General features: G+C 39.5%; 18 protein-coding genes. 13 read left to right on the forward strand and 5 right to left on the reverse strand.

Annotated features, from left to right (window positions below):
- Positions 1-69: 69 nt before the first annotated feature.
- Complete coding sequence (locus ICL16_RS25900; RefSeq protein ID WP_190833760.1) at positions 70-948, forward strand: polysaccharide deacetylase family protein; 879 nt, start codon at positions 70-72, stop codon at positions 946-948.
- Positions 945-1,508 (forward strand): ureidoglycolate lyase, encoded by a 564-nt coding sequence (locus ICL16_RS25905; protein WP_190833762.1) that lies wholly within the window; start codon positions 945-947, stop codon positions 1,506-1,508. The genes ICL16_RS25900 and ICL16_RS25905 overlap by 4 nt, the downstream gene beginning before the upstream one ends.
- 154 nt (positions 1,509-1,662) lie before the next feature.
- Here ICL16_RS25905 and ICL16_RS25910 read toward each other — a convergent pair whose 3' ends face one another.
- The 3 genes from ICL16_RS25910 to ICL16_RS25920 form a co-directional block, all read right to left on the reverse strand.
- Positions 1,663-3,666: a bifunctional metallophosphatase/5'-nucleotidase gene (locus ICL16_RS25910; RefSeq protein WP_190833763.1), complete on the reverse strand. Its 2,004-nt coding sequence runs from the start codon at positions 3,664-3,666 to the stop codon at positions 1,663-1,665.
- Positions 3,667-3,852: 186 nt separating this feature from the next.
- On the reverse strand, positions 3,853-4,347 hold the full coding sequence (locus tag ICL16_RS25915; RefSeq protein ID WP_190833765.1) for an ureidoglycolate lyase: 495 nt from the start codon (positions 4,345-4,347) through the stop codon (positions 3,853-3,855).
- 39 nt (positions 4,348-4,386) lie between these two features.
- Complete coding sequence (locus tag ICL16_RS25920; protein ID WP_190833767.1) at positions 4,387-4,608, reverse strand: hypothetical protein; 222 nt, start codon at positions 4,606-4,608, stop codon at positions 4,387-4,389.
- A 320-nt stretch (positions 4,609-4,928) separates the two neighbouring features.
- Here ICL16_RS25920 and ICL16_RS25925 point away from each other — a divergent pair, with 320 nt between their 5' ends.
- The 3 genes from ICL16_RS25925 (at position 4,929) to ICL16_RS45995 (ending at position 6,233) form a co-directional block, all read left to right on the forward strand.
- On the forward strand, positions 4,929-5,432 hold the full coding sequence (locus tag ICL16_RS25925) for a hypothetical protein (protein WP_190833769.1): 504 nt from the start codon (positions 4,929-4,931) through the stop codon (positions 5,430-5,432).
- Positions 5,433-5,507: 75 nt separating this feature from the next.
- On the forward strand, positions 5,508-5,921 hold the full coding sequence (locus tag ICL16_RS25930) for a hypothetical protein (RefSeq protein WP_190833771.1): 414 nt from the start codon (positions 5,508-5,510) through the stop codon (positions 5,919-5,921).
- Positions 5,922-6,026: 105 nt separating this feature from the next.
- Positions 6,027-6,233 (forward strand): glutathione S-transferase family protein, encoded by a 207-nt coding sequence (locus ICL16_RS45995; protein ID WP_238360964.1) that lies wholly within the window; start codon positions 6,027-6,029, stop codon positions 6,231-6,233.
- Between the two features lie 23 nt (positions 6,234-6,256).
- Here the strand turns inward: ICL16_RS45995 and ICL16_RS25945 are convergent, their stop codons facing one another.
- Positions 6,257-6,835 (reverse strand): HD domain-containing protein, encoded by a 579-nt coding sequence (locus ICL16_RS25945; protein WP_190833774.1) that lies wholly within the window; start codon positions 6,833-6,835, stop codon positions 6,257-6,259.
- A gap of 4 nt (positions 6,836-6,839) precedes the next feature.
- Positions 6,840-8,189 carry a TIGR03985 family CRISPR-associated protein gene (locus ICL16_RS25950; protein ID WP_190833776.1) on the reverse strand — a complete coding sequence of 450 codons (1,350 nt, stop codon included), beginning with the start codon at positions 8,187-8,189 and terminating at the stop codon, positions 6,840-6,842.
- A 47-nt stretch (positions 8,190-8,236) separates the two neighbouring features.
- On the opposite strand from ICL16_RS25950, the gene ICL16_RS25955 reads away from it, so the two are divergent.
- The 8 genes from ICL16_RS25955 to csx7 all read left to right on the forward strand — a co-directional run bounded on the left by ICL16_RS25955 (position 8,237) and on the right by csx7 (position 16,628).
- Complete coding sequence (locus tag ICL16_RS25955; protein WP_238360965.1) at positions 8,237-8,599, forward strand: CRISPR-associated protein Csx3; 363 nt, start codon at positions 8,237-8,239, stop codon at positions 8,597-8,599.
- A gap of 92 nt (positions 8,600-8,691) precedes the next feature.
- Positions 8,692-9,609: a CRISPR-associated protein Csx3 gene (locus ICL16_RS25960; protein ID WP_190833778.1), complete on the forward strand. Its 918-nt coding sequence runs from the start codon at positions 8,692-8,694 to the stop codon at positions 9,607-9,609.
- A 27-nt stretch (positions 9,610-9,636) separates the two neighbouring features.
- Positions 9,637-11,988, forward strand: a complete 2,352-nt coding sequence (gene cas10 / locus ICL16_RS25965; protein WP_190833780.1) for a type III-B CRISPR-associated protein Cas10/Cmr2 — start codon at positions 9,637-9,639, stop codon at positions 11,986-11,988.
- Positions 11,985-12,716, forward strand: coding sequence for an RAMP superfamily CRISPR-associated protein (locus ICL16_RS25970; RefSeq protein ID WP_190833782.1), 732 nt, complete (start codon positions 11,985-11,987; stop codon positions 12,714-12,716). The genes cas10 and ICL16_RS25970 overlap by 4 nt, the downstream gene beginning before the upstream one ends.
- Positions 12,713-14,083, forward strand: coding sequence for a type III-D CRISPR-associated RAMP protein Csx10 (csx10, locus tag ICL16_RS25975; protein ID WP_190833784.1), 1,371 nt, complete (start codon positions 12,713-12,715; stop codon positions 14,081-14,083). Before ICL16_RS25970 ends, csx10 begins: the two co-directional genes overlap by 4 nt.
- Complete coding sequence (locus tag ICL16_RS25980; protein WP_190833786.1) at positions 14,080-14,490, forward strand: hypothetical protein; 411 nt, start codon at positions 14,080-14,082, stop codon at positions 14,488-14,490. Before csx10 ends, ICL16_RS25980 begins: the two co-directional genes overlap by 4 nt.
- Positions 14,491-14,514: 24 nt before the next feature.
- Complete coding sequence (locus ICL16_RS25985; protein ID WP_190833788.1) at positions 14,515-15,678, forward strand: Card1-like endonuclease domain-containing protein; 1,164 nt, start codon at positions 14,515-14,517, stop codon at positions 15,676-15,678.
- Positions 15,679-15,710: 32 nt separating this feature from the next.
- The gene (gene csx7, locus ICL16_RS25990) at positions 15,711-16,628 is read left to right on the forward strand and encodes a type III CRISPR-associated RAMP protein Csx7 (protein ID WP_190833790.1); all 918 of its coding nucleotides are present in this window, start codon (positions 15,711-15,713) and stop codon (positions 16,626-16,628) included.
- The last annotated feature ends 217 nt before the right edge of the window (positions 16,629-16,845 follow it).

A 16,845-nucleotide genomic window follows, 5' to 3' on the forward strand; every position in this document is an offset into this window, starting at 1 on the left:
TATCACAGAAAAATATCTGCGTTTATCTGCGGTTAAAATCTAAAATCCAAAATCTAAAATCCAAAATCGATGCAGCCTCCATCTTTCCAACCGATTACACAGCGTCCTATTTTAAAATTGCCACATAATGCCAGAGTGGCTGTTTGGGTAGTAATGAACGTCGAACACTTCACTTTTGGTAAACTAGGAACCGCGATTCAACCTCATTTAAATAGTTACCCAGAAATTGCTAATTATGGCTGGCGAGACTATGGAAATCGTGTTGGGATTTGGCGCTTATTCAACTTATTTGCTGAGTTAGAAATTCCCGTCACCGCCGCAGTAAATGGCGAAATTTGTACAATGTATCCCGAAATTATCACAGCCATAAAAGAACATGGTTGGGAAATTATGGCACATGGTATTAATAATTCTACAGGTCATAGTGACATGGATCGGGAAACAGAAATAGAGACAATAGATAAAACTCTAAGTTTATTAGAAGAAGCAACTGGTAAAACGCCCAAAGGTTGGTTAACACCCGGATTCTCAATTACAGAATCAACTTTTGAATTACTGTCTTTGGCAGAAATTGTTTATACGGCTGATTGGGTTAACGATGACCAACCTTACTGGTATAATTTACCTAACGGACGCTTACTCGCGATTCCTTATACTATTGAAGCAAATGATATTAGTTTGTGCTTGAGTAATCGATTTTCTGGTGCAGAATTTGCTCAAGCCATAGAAGACCAATTTGACCAACTGTGGCAAGATGGAGAAACACAACCAAGAGTAATGGCGATCGGTTTACATCCCTTCATAGTTGGACAACCACTAAGATTAAAGTATCTACGGCAATGTTTGCTACATATTAAAAATAAGCCTAATACCTGGTTAACAACAGGAGAAGGCATTTATGAATGGATGAAACAGGAGTCAGGAGTCAGGAGTCAGGAGTCAGTATGACAACCACACAAAACCAAATTTTAAAAATTCCTGTAATTGACGCCAACCCAGAAAACGTCAAACCCTTCGGTCATTTGTTAGGCGATGATGTGAGCAAACCAGGACTTGGAATCCCATTTTACCAAGAAAGAGTAATAGAAGGCGAAAATATTGACTTTATCTATCGAGGTACAGCTACTTTTCGCACAGCAAAAATTATGCCAGGTTACCCAGCTATTACCTGGTTAGAACGTCACATGCACATGACCCAAATGTTTATTGGGTTGGGACAAGCACCGTTTATTATGGTGATGGCACCACCTAATCATGATGCAGTACCAGATTTATCTCAGGTAAAAGCGTTGCGATTTCCACCAGGGTATGGACTTTTGCTACATCTTGGCACTTGGCACGATTTTCCCATAGCGTGCAGGAGCGCCTGTATAATCCTCACGGCAAATTCTGATGAGGTTGTCACAGCCTTGAGTCAAATGAAAGAGCCAGGAGAAATGAATCAAGGTGATGTTTACAAGATTTCATTGCCGCAAAGATTGGGGTACGAAATTCATTTAGAACCGTGAAAAAAGATGTGGGCACGACAATGCGTGCCCTCACTTCTCACACTTCACTCCGTCCGAGTCAGCGTTTCCAAATAAAATGGAACTGCTATGATTACAGGTACAGCATACTACGCTATTGATGATATGAGATCCGGATTGTTCCTGTGATGCTGTGCTAGACGTTTGCTAAAGTATATTCAGAATGCAAATTCGCAAAAACAGCCGGCTCATTATCAAACCCGATTGGCTGTTGCCCAAAAGTTGATCTGCCTAACAATACTGTGTCAGAGCGGAAAGCAAGATTTTGAATGCGAGTGTCTTGTGCAGGGGGAACGTCAGAAATACTGTAAGGAATTTCGTTAAAGTTAGCAATCAGGTACTCAGCAAAAGCATCTTGCTCAGAACCGTCAGCAGCAAAAGTTGCTGAGCCTGTGCGTAAGAGAGGATCTGAAACTAAATCAACTCGATCTCTATTGGGGAAGGTATAACCGTCACCGCCAGTCGCTAAGAAGGTAAGAGTAACGGTGCGGAAAGTGCGCGTGGGATCACCAACTAATTCACCATTCTCGGCAACAACATCAAGGTTGCCTGTGTTATCTTGAACAGCAAGAGAGAGTATGCGATCGCCTGCAGGTCGAGTTGGATCAAAACTAAACGAAAATCCACCAATTTGCGGAAAACGTCCTGGTGTTGCGCCTGGTGCTGTGGCAGCTACCCCATACTCAGCCACTGCCAGTAACTCTTGAGCAGTTAAAGTTAACAGCGACAAACCATTATTGAAGCGTAAAGCATTGGTGATATCGAGTTGGGAGATATCCCCTTCAAGCTTACCTGCAACTGGGTTAGCTTGAGGAGGCACAATCAGAGCATCTGCGGGGTTGTTAGAACCGGGAGGAATGGTAAACACACCAATGTTATCGCGCACACCACCACCATTTTTGATCGAGATGACCGTGCTAGGATCAAACTGCCGAGCGTAAGCCAAGTTAGCATCAGCTGTTAAATTACCAAGATTAGTTTCTTGAGTGCGGACATCGGTACGCGAACCGTTGAGAAAGACTGTTGTTTTACCAAAAATATTACCATCTTGGGCAATGATAACTTCTCTAAGAGCATCTGTAATTGCCACAATTTCCGGATCGGGTGTACCGTTAACTGCCGCTACGCCTGCTGCATCGGTTGCGTAAGCACCACTGATATTAGGGTTAATGCTATCGGGAACAATAACACCACTGCGATCGAAGTCAACCACAAGACGACCAACATACTTGTAGTTACCATCAGTGTTGACAACAGCTATAGGATTTCCGTCAGCCGCCGTCTTGAGAATTGGGTAAGCTCCTTGCACTTGATCTCCAGCGCGGAGGCGGTCTGTCTCATCTGCTAGCAAGGTATTCGAGCCACCTGCTATAATGATGTCTACTCCAGTTAGCAGTTCTGCAAGCTGTAACTCAATGGCAATTTGTTGCTGGTGCGCTAGCAAAATTACTTTGTTAATTTCTGGGTTGTTAGACAACAGCGTATCTACAGATTTTTGAATCTCAGCAGCGAGTGCGGCGATATCAGCTGGGTTACTTTCATTAAAATTACTTGGCAATACAGTAACATTACCAGGAGAAGAAATTGACCGTAGTGTAGGAGTCGTCGCACCGACAACACCAATTTTTTCTCCGTTAACTGTAATGATGGTATTGCCAGCAATTCGATTAGGAATTGTACTAGCTTCTTGCCCATCCGCTGTTACTAGTGGTGCCAAGCTGGCATCTGTACTAAAGTTCAAGTTAGAACTGAGATAGGGGAAGTTAGTTCCAGGGTAATTTCCGCTAGCTCTAATTAAGCTTGCGACAACATCAGTACCAAGATCAAATTCGTGGTTGCCAAAAGCAATTGCTTGGAAGCCAAGTTCATTTTGAATCAAGATATCTGCTCTACCTTGACCACCAAAAGCTGTGTCGCTACCAAAGAAGAATGGGCTAGGGATGTAGGCGTCTCCCGATGAGAGTACTAAAGTGTTAATATAATCTATATTGCCATCTCCATCAGCATCCTGATTTTTGAGAGCATTGAGAACTGCAGAAAAGTTAGGCGCATCAACCAAAGCCGGAACACCTGCTTCTTGGTCGGCAGCGTGCAATAATTGGAGTGTGAAAACAGAGCTTGATGTGGATTGATTTGTCATGTATAATTCCTGAATCTAAAGCATAGTAGTAATGCACCTAAACAGATGCGTAAAATATATTACAATAATAAATTTAGGTATAAATTAAGGTTTATTAAAAATTAGGTAAAACCTAGTTTAAATTTATGAGTAAACAAGATACCCGACTTCTATAAGAAGTCGGGTATCTGAAAGCATCTGAATTGCTCAAACAATTTCAAACTCCAAGTTATGACTTTTGAGAAAATTATGAGTGAAATGATCCACAACATTCGTATCACTCAATTCTAAATTATAAAAATCCACAACATCATGCTCAAAATATGGTCCTGCGTGCCAAGTACCCACTGCTAATTTAATAAAGCAATTTCCTGGGATGCGGAAGGCAGCAATCTCTTCTATCGCAGGTTTATCTACATCCTGATTAGGAGGACAAACTGCAATTAACCAGTCTTTTCCTGCCAAAGATCCCAGACATTGAGTACATTGAGTGTGACGTGTAATTGTGTGAAATTTTCGCCCCCTACGCTGTAACTGCATAATATAAAAGCGGGGTATACCTTTGTCAAGTACTAACTGCGCATCTTCTACATCAAAGGGTTTTCCGTCTTTACTCGGAAAAATTACCTGTCCGAAACGACGAAAATTTTCCGAACTTATCCATTCCGCTCTTAATTGTTGTATTGCCTTTGATGTATTCATAAGTTGCCCCAACAAATTAAATCTAAAATGCTCAATCAATTATTCTAAGGAATATAAAATTGTATCTTCACGAACATTTTCTTTGATTAACTCTGCGGATAAAGCTATTTCTAAAATAATCTGTAAATAACTTTCAGTCCACCCAGTTTTTTGAAGAATATCTATTTTTAAATAAGGCTTAATTTTTAAAAGCTCCATTAGTTGCTTTAATCTTCTACCCAATTCTTGTGCATCTGGAGTGGATATTTTTATACTATTCATATTTACTCAAGCTTAATACAAGGTAACAATAGTTTATTATGTCACAAAATTCAATATACGCTAATTAATTTTATACAAGCATCTCAATAATTGCGATCCTAACAACCCACTCTACCTCCCCATCTCCCCAAGTACAACGAATGGACACGCGACATTGATAGCTATTTGGAGAGAAGACGCCAAAAACGCCAAGAGAAGAAAAACTTGTGTTTACAAATCCTTTAGAATTGCTATATATTAATCTTTTATTTATTTTATCTTAATATAAATAATGTATAATAACAAGACTAAAATCAAAATAGGAAGCAATTAGCTTGATTATGAAAAAAATTATTTCAATGAGATCAAAATACTTACTTATCTGTGCATTAGCAGTTGTTGGGTTGATTTTTGTAAATGGTTATATTCAACCAACTCACGGTTCGATGGGAAACACTGAGTATAATCAATCATCAGAAAATACTATTAGTGCAGAGCTTGATACTCCATTTAAACTAAAATTTGGACAAACAGTATTCATTGGTTCTGAGGAATTGGAAATAAAATTTTTAAAAGTTACTGACTCAAGGTGTCCTGCTAATGCGTTTTGTATCCGACAAGGAGAAGTAAAAATTGAACTTGAGATTTTAAAGGATGGTGATACTATTGACAACCTCATCCTTACTAGTGAAGTAACGAATCAAAAATACTTAGCAAGTGCTGATTTTGACGGTTATTCTGTAAAACTATTAAGAGTTGATCCGTATCCTGGACTTGCACCTAAAACAACAATCTCAGATTATGTTGCAAGGCTGATTGTTTCTAAAAAGGCTGAGGAGGAATGATTGTTATACATAAGTTTTTAGCTGTGTCCCTTGTTTTATTAAAAGCGATCGCATTTTTAAATTACTCAACTAGCTATGAAGTTACTAAGAAGGGGTATTTCGGTTCTTTGCACTGCATCAGCTACATCAGGGTTAATGTTACTGCTATCTATACAAACAGCAGTTGCTTGCAAGTGTGTTGTCTCCACTGACGAGGAGTATTTTGAAAGAGCAGATGTTGTTTTCACTGGCACGGTGAAAGCGAACAATAACTCTGAGGTAGGATCTAGGGGAACTGTCTGGAGTTTTATTGTAGATGAAGTATTGAAAGGCAATGTTGCCCAGCTTCAAGAAATAATCAGCTTCGGGAATAGTTGTGGAATTAGTTTTAGCATTAATACTCAGTATCAAGTTTACGCCAGAAATGTTAATGAAGCTAGTGTGACAGATTTGTGTTCTGGAACTAGGAAGCTACAGGTAAAGGCTGTTTCTGGAGATGAAAATCCCTAAAACAGAGATGGAGTTGGGAGCAAAAGGCAGTATTAAAGTTTTGCGCCCTGGTGAAGTGGTGTATATTCCACCAAGAATGCCACTGGATAAATAAGGCTTATTCAATTGTCCAAAATTTTAGTCAACTTCTCTTTGCAGACTACGGCGTGCCTCGATAGTAAGTTCTTTGCCCCGATGCATCCTTGCCTGCTCTCATTTATGGGCGCTCCGGAATTTCAAGGTTTAACGCTAGATAACCACCCCAATCTCAAACGTTGGGTGGAGAAGGTACAGCAACGCCCAGCAGTACAGCGTGGGATGAATGTGCCGTAGGTAGAGACAGTACTGTACTGTCTCTAAATTTCCCGTTGATGGCACAACTGTGACACAACTCGTGCAAATTCCTCCGTCAACCAATCAGAACCAGTCTCTTGATACACTTGTACCAGTGACTGATAAAACCACAAAGTTTTCTCCTTGCCACCGTTAAACTGACTCCAAATTGCATCGCCCTGTTGTTGCCATTCTGCCAGAACCGAGCGAGCATTGTGGAGTTTATCTGCTAATGATACCAATCGCACCTGGCGTGAAGCGTGGCGTAATTGCTTCAAGTAATGGGTTTTCCGCTCCAGCCAAGGAGGTTTCGGTTGAATATCCGTTTCAGTACAACCATCAACAATTGCTACAACTACATCTCCAAATTGTCTGTGAATTTCCTCACGAGTAGCTTTGCCTCCTTGATCTTCTACGGCATCATGTAAAAGGGCGGCGATCGCTTCATCCTCACTCCCCCCTGCTTCCAGTACCAAAGCTGCTACACTCATAAGATGCGAAATATAAGGAACGCCTCCTACCTTGCGAGTTTGGTTTGCATGGAGACGAGTGGCGTATATTAATGCTGCTTCAAATCTTTCTGTCAACTTTGTTGTATTCATTAATCTAAAATCCTATATTATATAGCTGTGCCTCTTGTTGCACTTCTTTAGCAATAATCTGCCGTAAATCCCAAGGTAGCAAAACTTCGCATTGAGGACGCCAAGCCCTTAAACGCATAACCACGTTATTATCTTTATGTCGGTAGTAGACGCGGTAGTAGGCATCTTGTTGAGAGCAATGAGCAAGAATTTCTAGCAAAGATTGCTGTTGTGACACTTCTCGTGTAATTAGACGCTGTGCTTGCTGGTAAGTAATTGGTTCAAAAGTTTCATGACGAAAGGTATCCCTGATATAACGGTCATGATATTCTCGTTCAAATCGCAGCAACATGAGCCGTTTGGGTAAGTAGAAATCAAAGCCCCAAGCTTGGGACAATTGCACTGCGATATAATCGGGACTTGGTAAGGATGCTTTTTGATAGCATTGACGCAAGGGCAAGGGAATGGCTGAGTGTTTCCATTGTAGAGGAGTCATCTGTTGAATGCGATCAAGGCGAAAGTTATACCAATCTGTTTGTCTATCAGGGCTTTCGCCAAAGGCACAAAGGTAAACTGCTCGTTGCACATAGTAGATGCAGACTGGGTAGACTATGCAATCAACGGTATTTCCTACTCTGGCACTGTTGTAAGTCAAGTTAATGGGTGGTACTATCTTTTTTGCCCAAAGCTCTTTTAACTCGTACTGCCAATTATCAACTTGATCTATGGTGGCATGGGGAATCACATAATCAAGTTTGAGGAAGAAGCGTTGTACACCGTCAATCTGTTGGGCATGATTTTGAGCGATCGCTGCCAAGTCTGGATGTAAAAAATTCCATTCATAGATACCTAGTTTAGCAGTTGTTGGTTCTTCTTGGATATTTGTGGGACGAGATGGTAACTCATCCACACGATAATATTTCTGATTTTGGTACACAAGCCAGCCCAGTTCTGCTAAAATTTCCAAGTCTCCTTGGAGGGAGCGACGAGTTATTCCAAATAAGCGTTGCTGTAGTAATTTATTTAGTAAAGATGTATCTATATTTGTATGAGAAATTAGCGATCGCTTCCACTCTACTTCATTCATTCCTGTTTGAGCATTAAACAACCACTCAGCCGTAGTTTTTGCACAAGGGCAATTGGCGTCATGTAATTTGGGAATTGCTTCTCCTTTGGGATGTGTGGCAGTGAAAAAGGCATTCCGCCAGTCGGCAAAAGTGAAAGATTCTGCCAACAGCAAATTGTTCTTATCGTCTCCGTAAAGGGTGCGCAACCACACCCACAAACGAATAGCCCGATTCAGGTTTTGTTTGAGAGAACCGCGTGCCAACCATTGCAGCAGTTCTACTTGAGGAAGATCTTGAAATATTTGCACTCTTACACTGGGGGAATCTGTGAGCTATAACTCTAGGATACGACAAATTGGAAATAGCATTTTCCAGCATCGTGTATGATGGAGCCATTCGATTACAGGTTGAACTGATGACAACGTACCTCATGGAATTGAAAGACGATATTTTGCGCGTCAATTTTGGGGAACCTGCCCAGAATGACCAAATTGTTAGGGATGCAGCCGCTCGTTTGGATGAAATGGCATCGGGAGAGCTAAAAGGGGGACAGTTGTTGAAGATTAACGGACCTATTTCTATACCAGTAGCGTTTGTGCTGGCACACAAAGTAAGTCATCTTTATGGTGCGATCGCTTTGTTTGACCCTAAGTTGGGTAAATATGTGATTTGTATCACACACAATCCTGAGTATAATCTAGGAGAATTAATTGATTGAGTTGTTGCATTGCGACAAGGTAATAAGCAACATTGTTAGGCGTCTACAATTTTTCCTCATCATAGAATTTGTCTTATACCATTTTGTAATTCATGACTACGTACCACATCAATTTAGAGGATGATGTTCTGAGAGTAAAATTTGGCACACCAGCTAACGGCGACCAAATTGTTCGCGATGCAGCAGCACGTTTAGATGAATTAATTGATTCTGGGGAGTTATCTGGAGGTTCGCTGCTCAAAATCAATGGACGTGCGTCGGTGCTTGTCAGTCAGGTGTTAGCACACAAACTATCTCACTTGTATGGAGCGATCGCATTCTTTGACCCCAAAATTGGCGACAAAGGACTAGACAGGTATGTAATCACAATCAGTCATAACCCAATGTACAAAGTTGGAGACACACTAGATTTAACTAGAGCGCAAAAGAATCTGTCCAGTGTAAAAGTGGTGCTTTGTGGTTTTGCCAACACAGGAAAGTCATGCTTTCGGGAAGGTTTAAAGCTGGCAATTTTACAAATCCCTGATGCGCCCGACTCCTACGTAATTTCAGGTTGCCCTGACGGTGATGGTTCTTGGTATTGCGAAACTGCACGCCGCGATCCTGAATTAGCTCAACAATTGAAGAAAGAGTACAAAGCCAAATTCACTCCAGAGTTTGCCCAATTAAAAGCACATGAGATAAGAGTAATCAATACACCTCTACTAGTGTTTGATGTTGGTGGCAAAATTTCTGATGAAAATCGTTTGATCATGACTGAAGCCACTCACGCTGTCATACTAGCCAACAATGAGCAAGAAATTTTGACATGGCAAGAGTTTTGCAAGTCTTTGAATCTGCGTGTGATTGCAAAGATTTATAGCGATTATAAAGGGACAGCCGACTACATTGAAGCAGAGTCACCCGTTATTAAGGGTAGCGTTCACTATTTGGAACGGGGGGAAGATGTTTCGACACGCCCGATGGTGCAAGCTTTGGCAAGGTTACTGGTTGATGTAAGTAAAGTGTAGAGAAACGAAAATTTTGCATTGGGAAATATGGTAATTAATTCAAATTCAATTACAACAGCGATCGCCTGGTGTCTTGCTTGGGGCGAAGGAAGCCAACCTCAGTCTGATTTAACTGTGTTGCAGCAGATGCGACAGGCTTTGAATAATGGGGGAGAGGTTCCAGAAGAGGTGCGAACACTAGTTGAGGAAGCCAAGCGATTAGAAACTCTCTCATTTCCAGAAACATTAGATGAGCTAAAACAGTTAACCGAAGAAAAGCACCCCACTGAAAAAGAAAAGCACCCCATTCTTTGGAACTCCAAGATAGGCTTAGTGTATGGTGGTGCAACCAAGATTAAGCAATATGTATTTGAAGAAGCCAAACTTCCAGATATTAGGGGTGGCTCAGCACTTTTAGACCGAATTAACTTAGTTGATTTACCCGCATTTTTCAACAAAAAACCTGAGTCTAAACATAATTACAATGCACAATGTATTAAGATAAGAAACTGGCTGACTCAAAACGTTTCTGCTGAACACAAAAATATTTTAGAAGCTTTGATTCCAGAACTAATTATCTACTCAACTGGCGGAAACATTTTAGCTTTTTGTCCTGCTGCTTTTGTAAATGTCTTAGCTAATGCGATTGAAAAGCGCTACACTCATGAGACTTTAACAGCTAACTCTTGTGCAGTTGGATATACATTTAGACTGCTAGAAACTCGTTTTGGTTTGCTGCCAGATAATATTGAGGAAACATTTTGGATAGAAAAGTATCGACAAAAATATAAAGAACCACTGGTAGAGGCTTATTATGGTATAATAAAAAATGAATCCGAGCTACTTGAGCATTTTAAAAATCGTAAGTCTTTTAACGAATTAAGTACGAAATTAGCAATTCTTTTCAATCAGCGGCGCAGTGGAAATGACTTTGAAAATCGTCCCACTCGCCGTTATCCACCGATGTTTGAAACCCATCCTTACATAAAACGAGATGAAGGAGAGCAACGAAGCACTATTACTAAAGCAAACCAACTTCCAGGAGAACCTTATTTTTCTGAAACTTCTGCACGGAAAAGACGAGTTGGTGGTAGAGCGAAAACCGGACTATCAGTGCCACCTCAATGGTATAAAGATATTGGGCTAGAGTGGGATTCAGGAATCATTGAAGGTTGGGTTGACAAATTTGAGGAATTTTTGAGCGAAAACTCTGAACAGCGTCATAAATACTGCGGTAGTTACCAACTTGATAAAGTTAAGATTCCTCAATCTTTAACAGAGATTGGCAATGTTAGTAACGGCTTTATTGCCTATATATATGCTGATGGCAACAATATAGGTGGTTATATTCAAAAATATATACTTACTGCTAAAGATTATCAAGAATTTAGTTATGATGTTAGCCTAGCCACAGAATATGCGGTTTATCAAGCTTTGGCAGATAATCTTCATCCGCGTGTATTAACAAATATTAAAAAATCAGAATCAACCAACAAAAATGGCGATCTGATTCATCCCTTTGAAATCCTCACCATTGGTGGAGATGACATTATCTTGATTGTGCCAGCCGATAGGGCATTAGAAATTGCCAAGATGATTGGCGAACAGTTTGAGCAAATCCTTCTTAAACAAGTTTCTTTTGTAAATATACAAGGTAAAAATGTTGAAATTAAAAGAGATTATCGGGTTAAATCATCGGAAAAACCAATAGACTTGAGTAAGTGTCATCGCTACTCTTGGCAAAATACAGAACCTTCTCAATGTGAGTTGAGTACATCTAGTGGGGTATTGATTACTGCTTACAACACTCCCATTTACTATGCACAGAAGCTCTTTGAACAGTTACTCAAGTCAGCGAAGAAACGTGGTAAAAAGCTTAAAAATGTTGGTTATAGTGGCGGCACAGTAGATTTTTTAACAATGAAATCTGTTACTATGATTTCATCTAATATCAAAGAATTTCGTGAACAGGCATTAACAAAAGAGTGTGGTGCAAAACTGAGGCTATACGCTGCTCCTTATACTCTACATGAATTGGGAGGATTGCTCCAAGTAGTTCAAGCTTTGAAAGAAGTTAATTTTCCTAAATCGCAACTCTACCAAATTCGTAGCTTCCTAGAATCAGGTAAGCGTACAGCTATTCTCAATTATCTTTATTTCCGCTCCAGACTTAAAAGCGATAAGGCAGAACTACTAAAAAAACAGTTTGAAGATGCTTGGTGTAAAGCAAAGACTAATGAAGGTAAAATTGCCCCTTGGATGTATGATTCAGGCAAGCTCGATCCACATGATACAGAAGCTCCTGCATATGAAACTATCTGGCGTGAAATAGTGGATTTGTACGATTTTATTCAATTATCTGATGCTGTACCGATTTCATCCTTGGAGGTAGATGCATGATTTCTCTGCAAGCACTATCGAATCCGAATTCAGTTGATACTATTAGAATTACAGCAGTAATTGATACTGCCTTATGTGTGGGTGCGGGTGGTGCTTCTGGAGTACTGGCTGACAAACCAATTGTCCGTAACTCAGAAGGAAATTTGCTTATTCCTGCTTCTCAATTTAAAGGGCGTCTGCGTCATGAGTGCGAAAAAATAGCTAGGGCTTTGGGATGGGCTATTTCTGAGTCTCCTAGTGCGGAAAAAATGGTGATTCGTAGAGCAAATGCACCTATTAAATTTCGACGAAGTGAATACGAATTACCAGGATATAACGAAACATATCACTGTTTAATTAGTCAGATTTTTGGCGATCCTGTTTTACCTTCACGAGTAATAGTTGAGGACTTAATTTACACAGAAAATCCAGATAACTTACCAGAAGTTTTGCGTCCGGGTGTAACAATTAATCGCCGACGACGTATTGCAGAGGAGAAAAAACTCTACTTTCTCGAAACTTCTCCAGTAAATGCTCAACTAAAGTTTGAAGGTAGCATTCTCATTCAACCAAGCCTCAAACCCGAACAACCAGATTATGCTCCTGCATTGATTTGGGCTGGTTTGCAACATATTCATGCACTGGGAGGAAGTAAGTCGGCTGGTTTGGGATGGTTACATTGGGAATTACCAAAAATTGAAGTTGATGATAAGGTCTGGCAGTTTTTGGGAAAAGGAGGGGTAAAGTGAAACGTATTCAACTGCAAATTAAGGCTTTGTCTCCTCTGGCGATCGCACGGCAAAAACCAGGTGGTTCAGTGAGTGAGGTTGAGGATTATATTCCAGGAACCGTGATTCGTGGAGCATTTGCTGCTCAAATATTACAGCAATCTGGTCATCTGTCAACCAATCTCGCAGAAAATGGCGGGGACTTTCAGGCTTTATTTTTGGGTGATGAACCTGCAATTTTTCAACACGCCTATCCTGCTACCCTAGAAATTAATGATGAGATAGTTTCTCGACAAAGAGTCGAAGAAATTAAAGTATTACCTGCTACTGCACTAAGTTCTAAGACTAAACCTGGTTTTAAGCCTAAGAATAACGGTGTTTTTGATACTTTAATTGATCGCTTTTGTGCCGAAGGTTACGGTTATCCTTACGATCCAAACTGCCCAACTGATGGAGAAAGAGTTGACACTCCTGGCATTAGTTTCTATAGCCAAGTCAATAAGGCTTTCCTAGTTTTCTGGTGTAAATGGTATTATAAGCTACAAAATAACCAACTTGTAGAAGCTGGAAAGCTTGATCTGTGGTTCATAAGCCTTGCTTATTACCTCATATACGAGAGAGCCTACAAGCAGGAGGCTAATAAACGACTGTTAACAAGGGTAGGTATCAATCGACGACGGGCAACGGCTGAGGAAGAAATACTCTACAGTATTGAAGTGCTGAATGAATCTAAGTTCAAAGGTGAAAAGCCGAAACCCGTAATTTACAATTCAGCAATTGTAGTTACAGATACTTTAGCAGATTCTTTATGGCAATTTATTCATGCCCGTCATCAAGACTTCCGCTTGGGTGGTTCGACTTCACGAGGATTGGGAAAAGTGGAAATTAAGGTAATACAGCCCAAAGATGTTCAACCAAATGTAGAGGATAAAGTCACAAAATTTACTCAGACATTGCAAAAACGTTGGCAGGAATGGAATAACATTTTTGGTTCTCCTATTAAAGAATCGCCCGATAATCGAACCTTTTTTACCTTAGATTTACAAGCTGATGCTATTTTAACTGAACAATGGCGACGCACTACTGTAATTTCTGCTACCATGTTACAACAGTTTACGGGTGTTGAAGCACCCGTAACACTCGAAGCTGTTTACAGCAGCTATGATTACCGTTCTGGTTGGAATGCTGCTTGGGGATTGATGAAAGATGTGGAATTAGTGACTAGAAAAGGATCTGTATATTTATTTAGTACTACTGAACCTGATAAATGGTATGAAGCTTTAGCTCAATTGGAATTAACAGGTGTAGGCGATCGGACTTGCGAAGGCTTCGGGCAAGTGCTAGTTTGTAATGATTTTCATCTTGTATTTAGAGAGTTTCCTGTATGAGTTTCTTGCCAGAACAGAGAATAGAGTTAGAAGTCCAAAAAGGAATTCGTCAAGCTGAAGATGATTTAGTGATATGGATTCAAGATGCTTTAGATAAAGCAAAATATGGTGATTTGGAAGAGTCTCAATTTCGTAATTTAGTACGTGTGGCTGATACCACAGATAGTGCAGAAGTCATTAAAAACTTTCTTTTTTATCAAGTTGGTAGAGATAAAAAATGGGGGAGAGGTCAAGAATCTCTGGCAGAGAAAATTGTTCAAGATATTGATGGTAACATTAAGAAAACTGCTCAAATAATTGCTGAATGTTCTCATACTAACTTCAAACCTATTTGGTTAGAACTGATTCGCCGTTATTTAGGCTATGGTGCACGCTATCTCAAGTACTTAAAAGAAGGAAAATATTAAATAATTTGATTGAGGTATTCACATATGTCAGAAAGTACAATGTTAGTTTTGATTGGAGGACGTAGTGCAGTTCCAGCAATTGCTGGTGCCCTTCAATTTATTGAAGAAGTTAACAGAGTAAAGTTCTTGCTTTGCGAGGGTGAGCAGTATCCGAATTTTCAGAGAAGTATAGAAACTGTTTTAAAGCAAGAACAAAAAGATTTGCTTTGTGATGAAACCGATGTGAAAAGCGTTGAGCCAAGCAGGTTTGATGATGTATATAAAGCCGTTAGTGAACTTTGTCATGATGTGAAAAATTTGAAGTATGTAAATCTGACAGGTGTTCCTCAAACTATGGCATTTTCAGTTTATAGCTATGTTCGAGAAAAATATAAAGATGTGATGATTTTTAGTGTAAATACTCACCAATCAGAAATTATTCCCTTAATTTTTGGAGAGAAACCACGTTCTTTCAATAAACGCTTGAGTGTTGAAAACTATATTGCTATGTGTGGACTAAGCATCTTCAAAAAGAAATCTGGATGTACAAATTCTTTTTTAGAGGGAATAGCAAAGTACTGTGCAGAATATTACGATACTGTCAGCAAAGCTTTTTCTGTGATTCGTCGCAAAGCAAAAAATGCTGATAATATTGCAGTACCAAAAGGTTTTAACTTTCAAGAACAAGAATTTACTAGAGAAGGAATTTTACAAAGTCAATTGCAAGAGATTTTTAAGAATTTAGAACAAAGTTTAATAATTCATAATTATCAAAATTATAATAATGAAATCTATTTTCAAATTAGAGAAAGAGAGAATTATGCTTTTATAGCTGGAGATTGGTTAGAGTTGTTTGTATATTATTCAGCAAAGCAGTGTAGTTTTGATTCTGTAGAAATGGGTGTTGAACTAGATAATTATAGGGGTGAAATAGATGTATTCTCTTTGAATAGTGCTAATGCCATGATTTGTGAATGTAAGACAGGTAATTATAGTTCAAATGATTTGTCTGTCCTTGGAGCTAAAGCTCAAAAGTTAGGTGGTAACTATTGTGTAAAATTATTCATTACCAGTCAAATTACAGTATCTGAAGAGTTTAAAAATCAGGCTAAAAATAATAGAGTTATGGTAATTTCAGGCAATGAATTAAGTCGGTTACCTGATATTTTAAGCAAAGAAATGCAAAACCCTACGTATTCAAGAAGCTAAGCACTAAATTACTAATGTGATGAAATAAGGTTATGTTTGATATCTTCAAAAATCGTCTGGAACTAATAGGAATTTTGACAACAGTAACAGCATTACGCATTAGCTCTGGTCGCTCGACTGAGGCAATTGGTTCTGATTTACCAGTCACAAAAGATGCTTTTGGTAGACCTTTGATACCAGGGTCAAGTTTCAAAGGAGCATTGCGATCGCGTCTGGAAAGCTTCCTACGCGCTATCAACCCAGATTTTGCTGCTAACCCGGCTATAGAAGCAGAGTGGTCTATTCTATCTAAAACCATTAAAAATGAACAAGGGGTAATTATTAAAGAAGGTATTGATCAGCTAAAAGAGGATACTGAAAAAGAGTTAGAAGAAGATCCATACAAAGTTTTTAAGCTTGACGAGTTACTGACACAAAAGATTCTCGCAAAAACAGACTTAGTTTCTTGTTTATTCGGTTCTCCCTGGCTTGCTAGTAAATTCCAAGTGCGAGATTTAACGGTTGTTCCAGAATTTTGGTTTGGACAGTACCAAGAAAGAGACGGTGTCGCAATTAACCGGGATACTGAAACTGCTGCTGACGGTAAGCTTTATGATTATCAGGTAGTTCCCGCAGGAACACCCTTTTACTTTAAAGCTGTTGTGGAAAATGCCGAAGATTGGGAACTAGGCTTATTAATGATTGGGTTGCACCAATTTGAGACAGAGCAAATTCCTTTGGGAGGAGGGCGATCGCGTGGCTTGGGTGTTGTTCGCTTAGAAATTGACAAGATGCGATGGATTGATGTAGAAGACAACCCGCAGTTTCTACTGGAATACCTCAGGAAATTAGTTATGGAAGATGAAACAGCTTATGAAGATGCTAGGGACTACAAAGACGAATGGGTACGAAAACTTATTGAGCATCTGAATAATAAAATTTCTCCGCAAACCACAGCAGAGTCAGTATAATTACAATAGAGTTTAGAAAAAAATCACTCATTATGAATGAATTAAGGTCAAACTTCACAGTACTAGACTTATATTCTGTATCGACGCCTTCTCAATCTTTGCAAAAGCAGTATTGTTCTTTCACTAAGTATCAAATTACACCTCTAATTCAAGGTACTCAGCTAATCATTCAACTGTCAAAGACTACGCTCTTTAAAGTGTAGGCAGCTGATAGTAG

It is taken from the genome of Iningainema tapete BLCC-T55 (assembly GCF_014698965.1).
GTDB classification, from domain to species: Bacteria; Cyanobacteriota; Cyanobacteriia; order Cyanobacteriales; family Nostocaceae; genus Iningainema; species Iningainema tapete.

Bases quoted from the DNA above. Each gene is read 5' to 3' on its own strand.
- cas10 (WP_190833780.1), top strand. From the start codon at position 9,637: ATGGTAATTAATTCAAATTCAATTACAACAGCGATCGCCTGGTGTCTT.
- ICL16_RS25900 (WP_190833760.1), top strand. From the start codon at position 70: ATGCAGCCTCCATCTTTCCAACCGATTACACAGCGTCCTATTTTAAAA.
- ICL16_RS25910 (WP_190833763.1), bottom strand. From the start codon at position 3,666: ATGACAAATCAATCCACATCAAGCTCTGTTTTCACACTCCAATTATTG.
- ICL16_RS25930 (WP_190833771.1), top strand. From the start codon at position 5,508: ATGAAGTTACTAAGAAGGGGTATTTCGGTTCTTTGCACTGCATCAGCT.
- ICL16_RS25970 (WP_190833782.1), top strand. From the start codon at position 11,985: ATGATTTCTCTGCAAGCACTATCGAATCCGAATTCAGTTGATACTATT.
- ICL16_RS25945 (WP_190833774.1), bottom strand. From the start codon at position 6,835: ATGAATACAACAAAGTTGACAGAAAGATTTGAAGCAGCATTAATATAC.
- ICL16_RS25985 (WP_190833788.1), top strand. From the start codon at position 14,515: ATGTCAGAAAGTACAATGTTAGTTTTGATTGGAGGACGTAGTGCAGTT.
- ICL16_RS25925 (WP_190833769.1), top strand. From the start codon at position 4,929: ATGAAAAAAATTATTTCAATGAGATCAAAATACTTACTTATCTGTGCA.
- ICL16_RS25920 (WP_190833767.1), bottom strand. From the start codon at position 4,608: ATGAATAGTATAAAAATATCCACTCCAGATGCACAAGAATTGGGTAGA.
- ICL16_RS25905 (WP_190833762.1), top strand. From the start codon at position 945: ATGACAACCACACAAAACCAAATTTTAAAAATTCCTGTAATTGACGCC.
- ICL16_RS25915 (WP_190833765.1), bottom strand. From the start codon at position 4,347: ATGAATACATCAAAGGCAATACAACAATTAAGAGCGGAATGGATAAGT.
- csx7 (WP_190833790.1), top strand. From the start codon at position 15,711: ATGTTTGATATCTTCAAAAATCGTCTGGAACTAATAGGAATTTTGACA.
- ICL16_RS25980 (WP_190833786.1), top strand. From the start codon at position 14,080: ATGAGTTTCTTGCCAGAACAGAGAATAGAGTTAGAAGTCCAAAAAGGA.
- ICL16_RS25960 (WP_190833778.1), top strand. From the start codon at position 8,692: ATGACTACGTACCACATCAATTTAGAGGATGATGTTCTGAGAGTAAAA.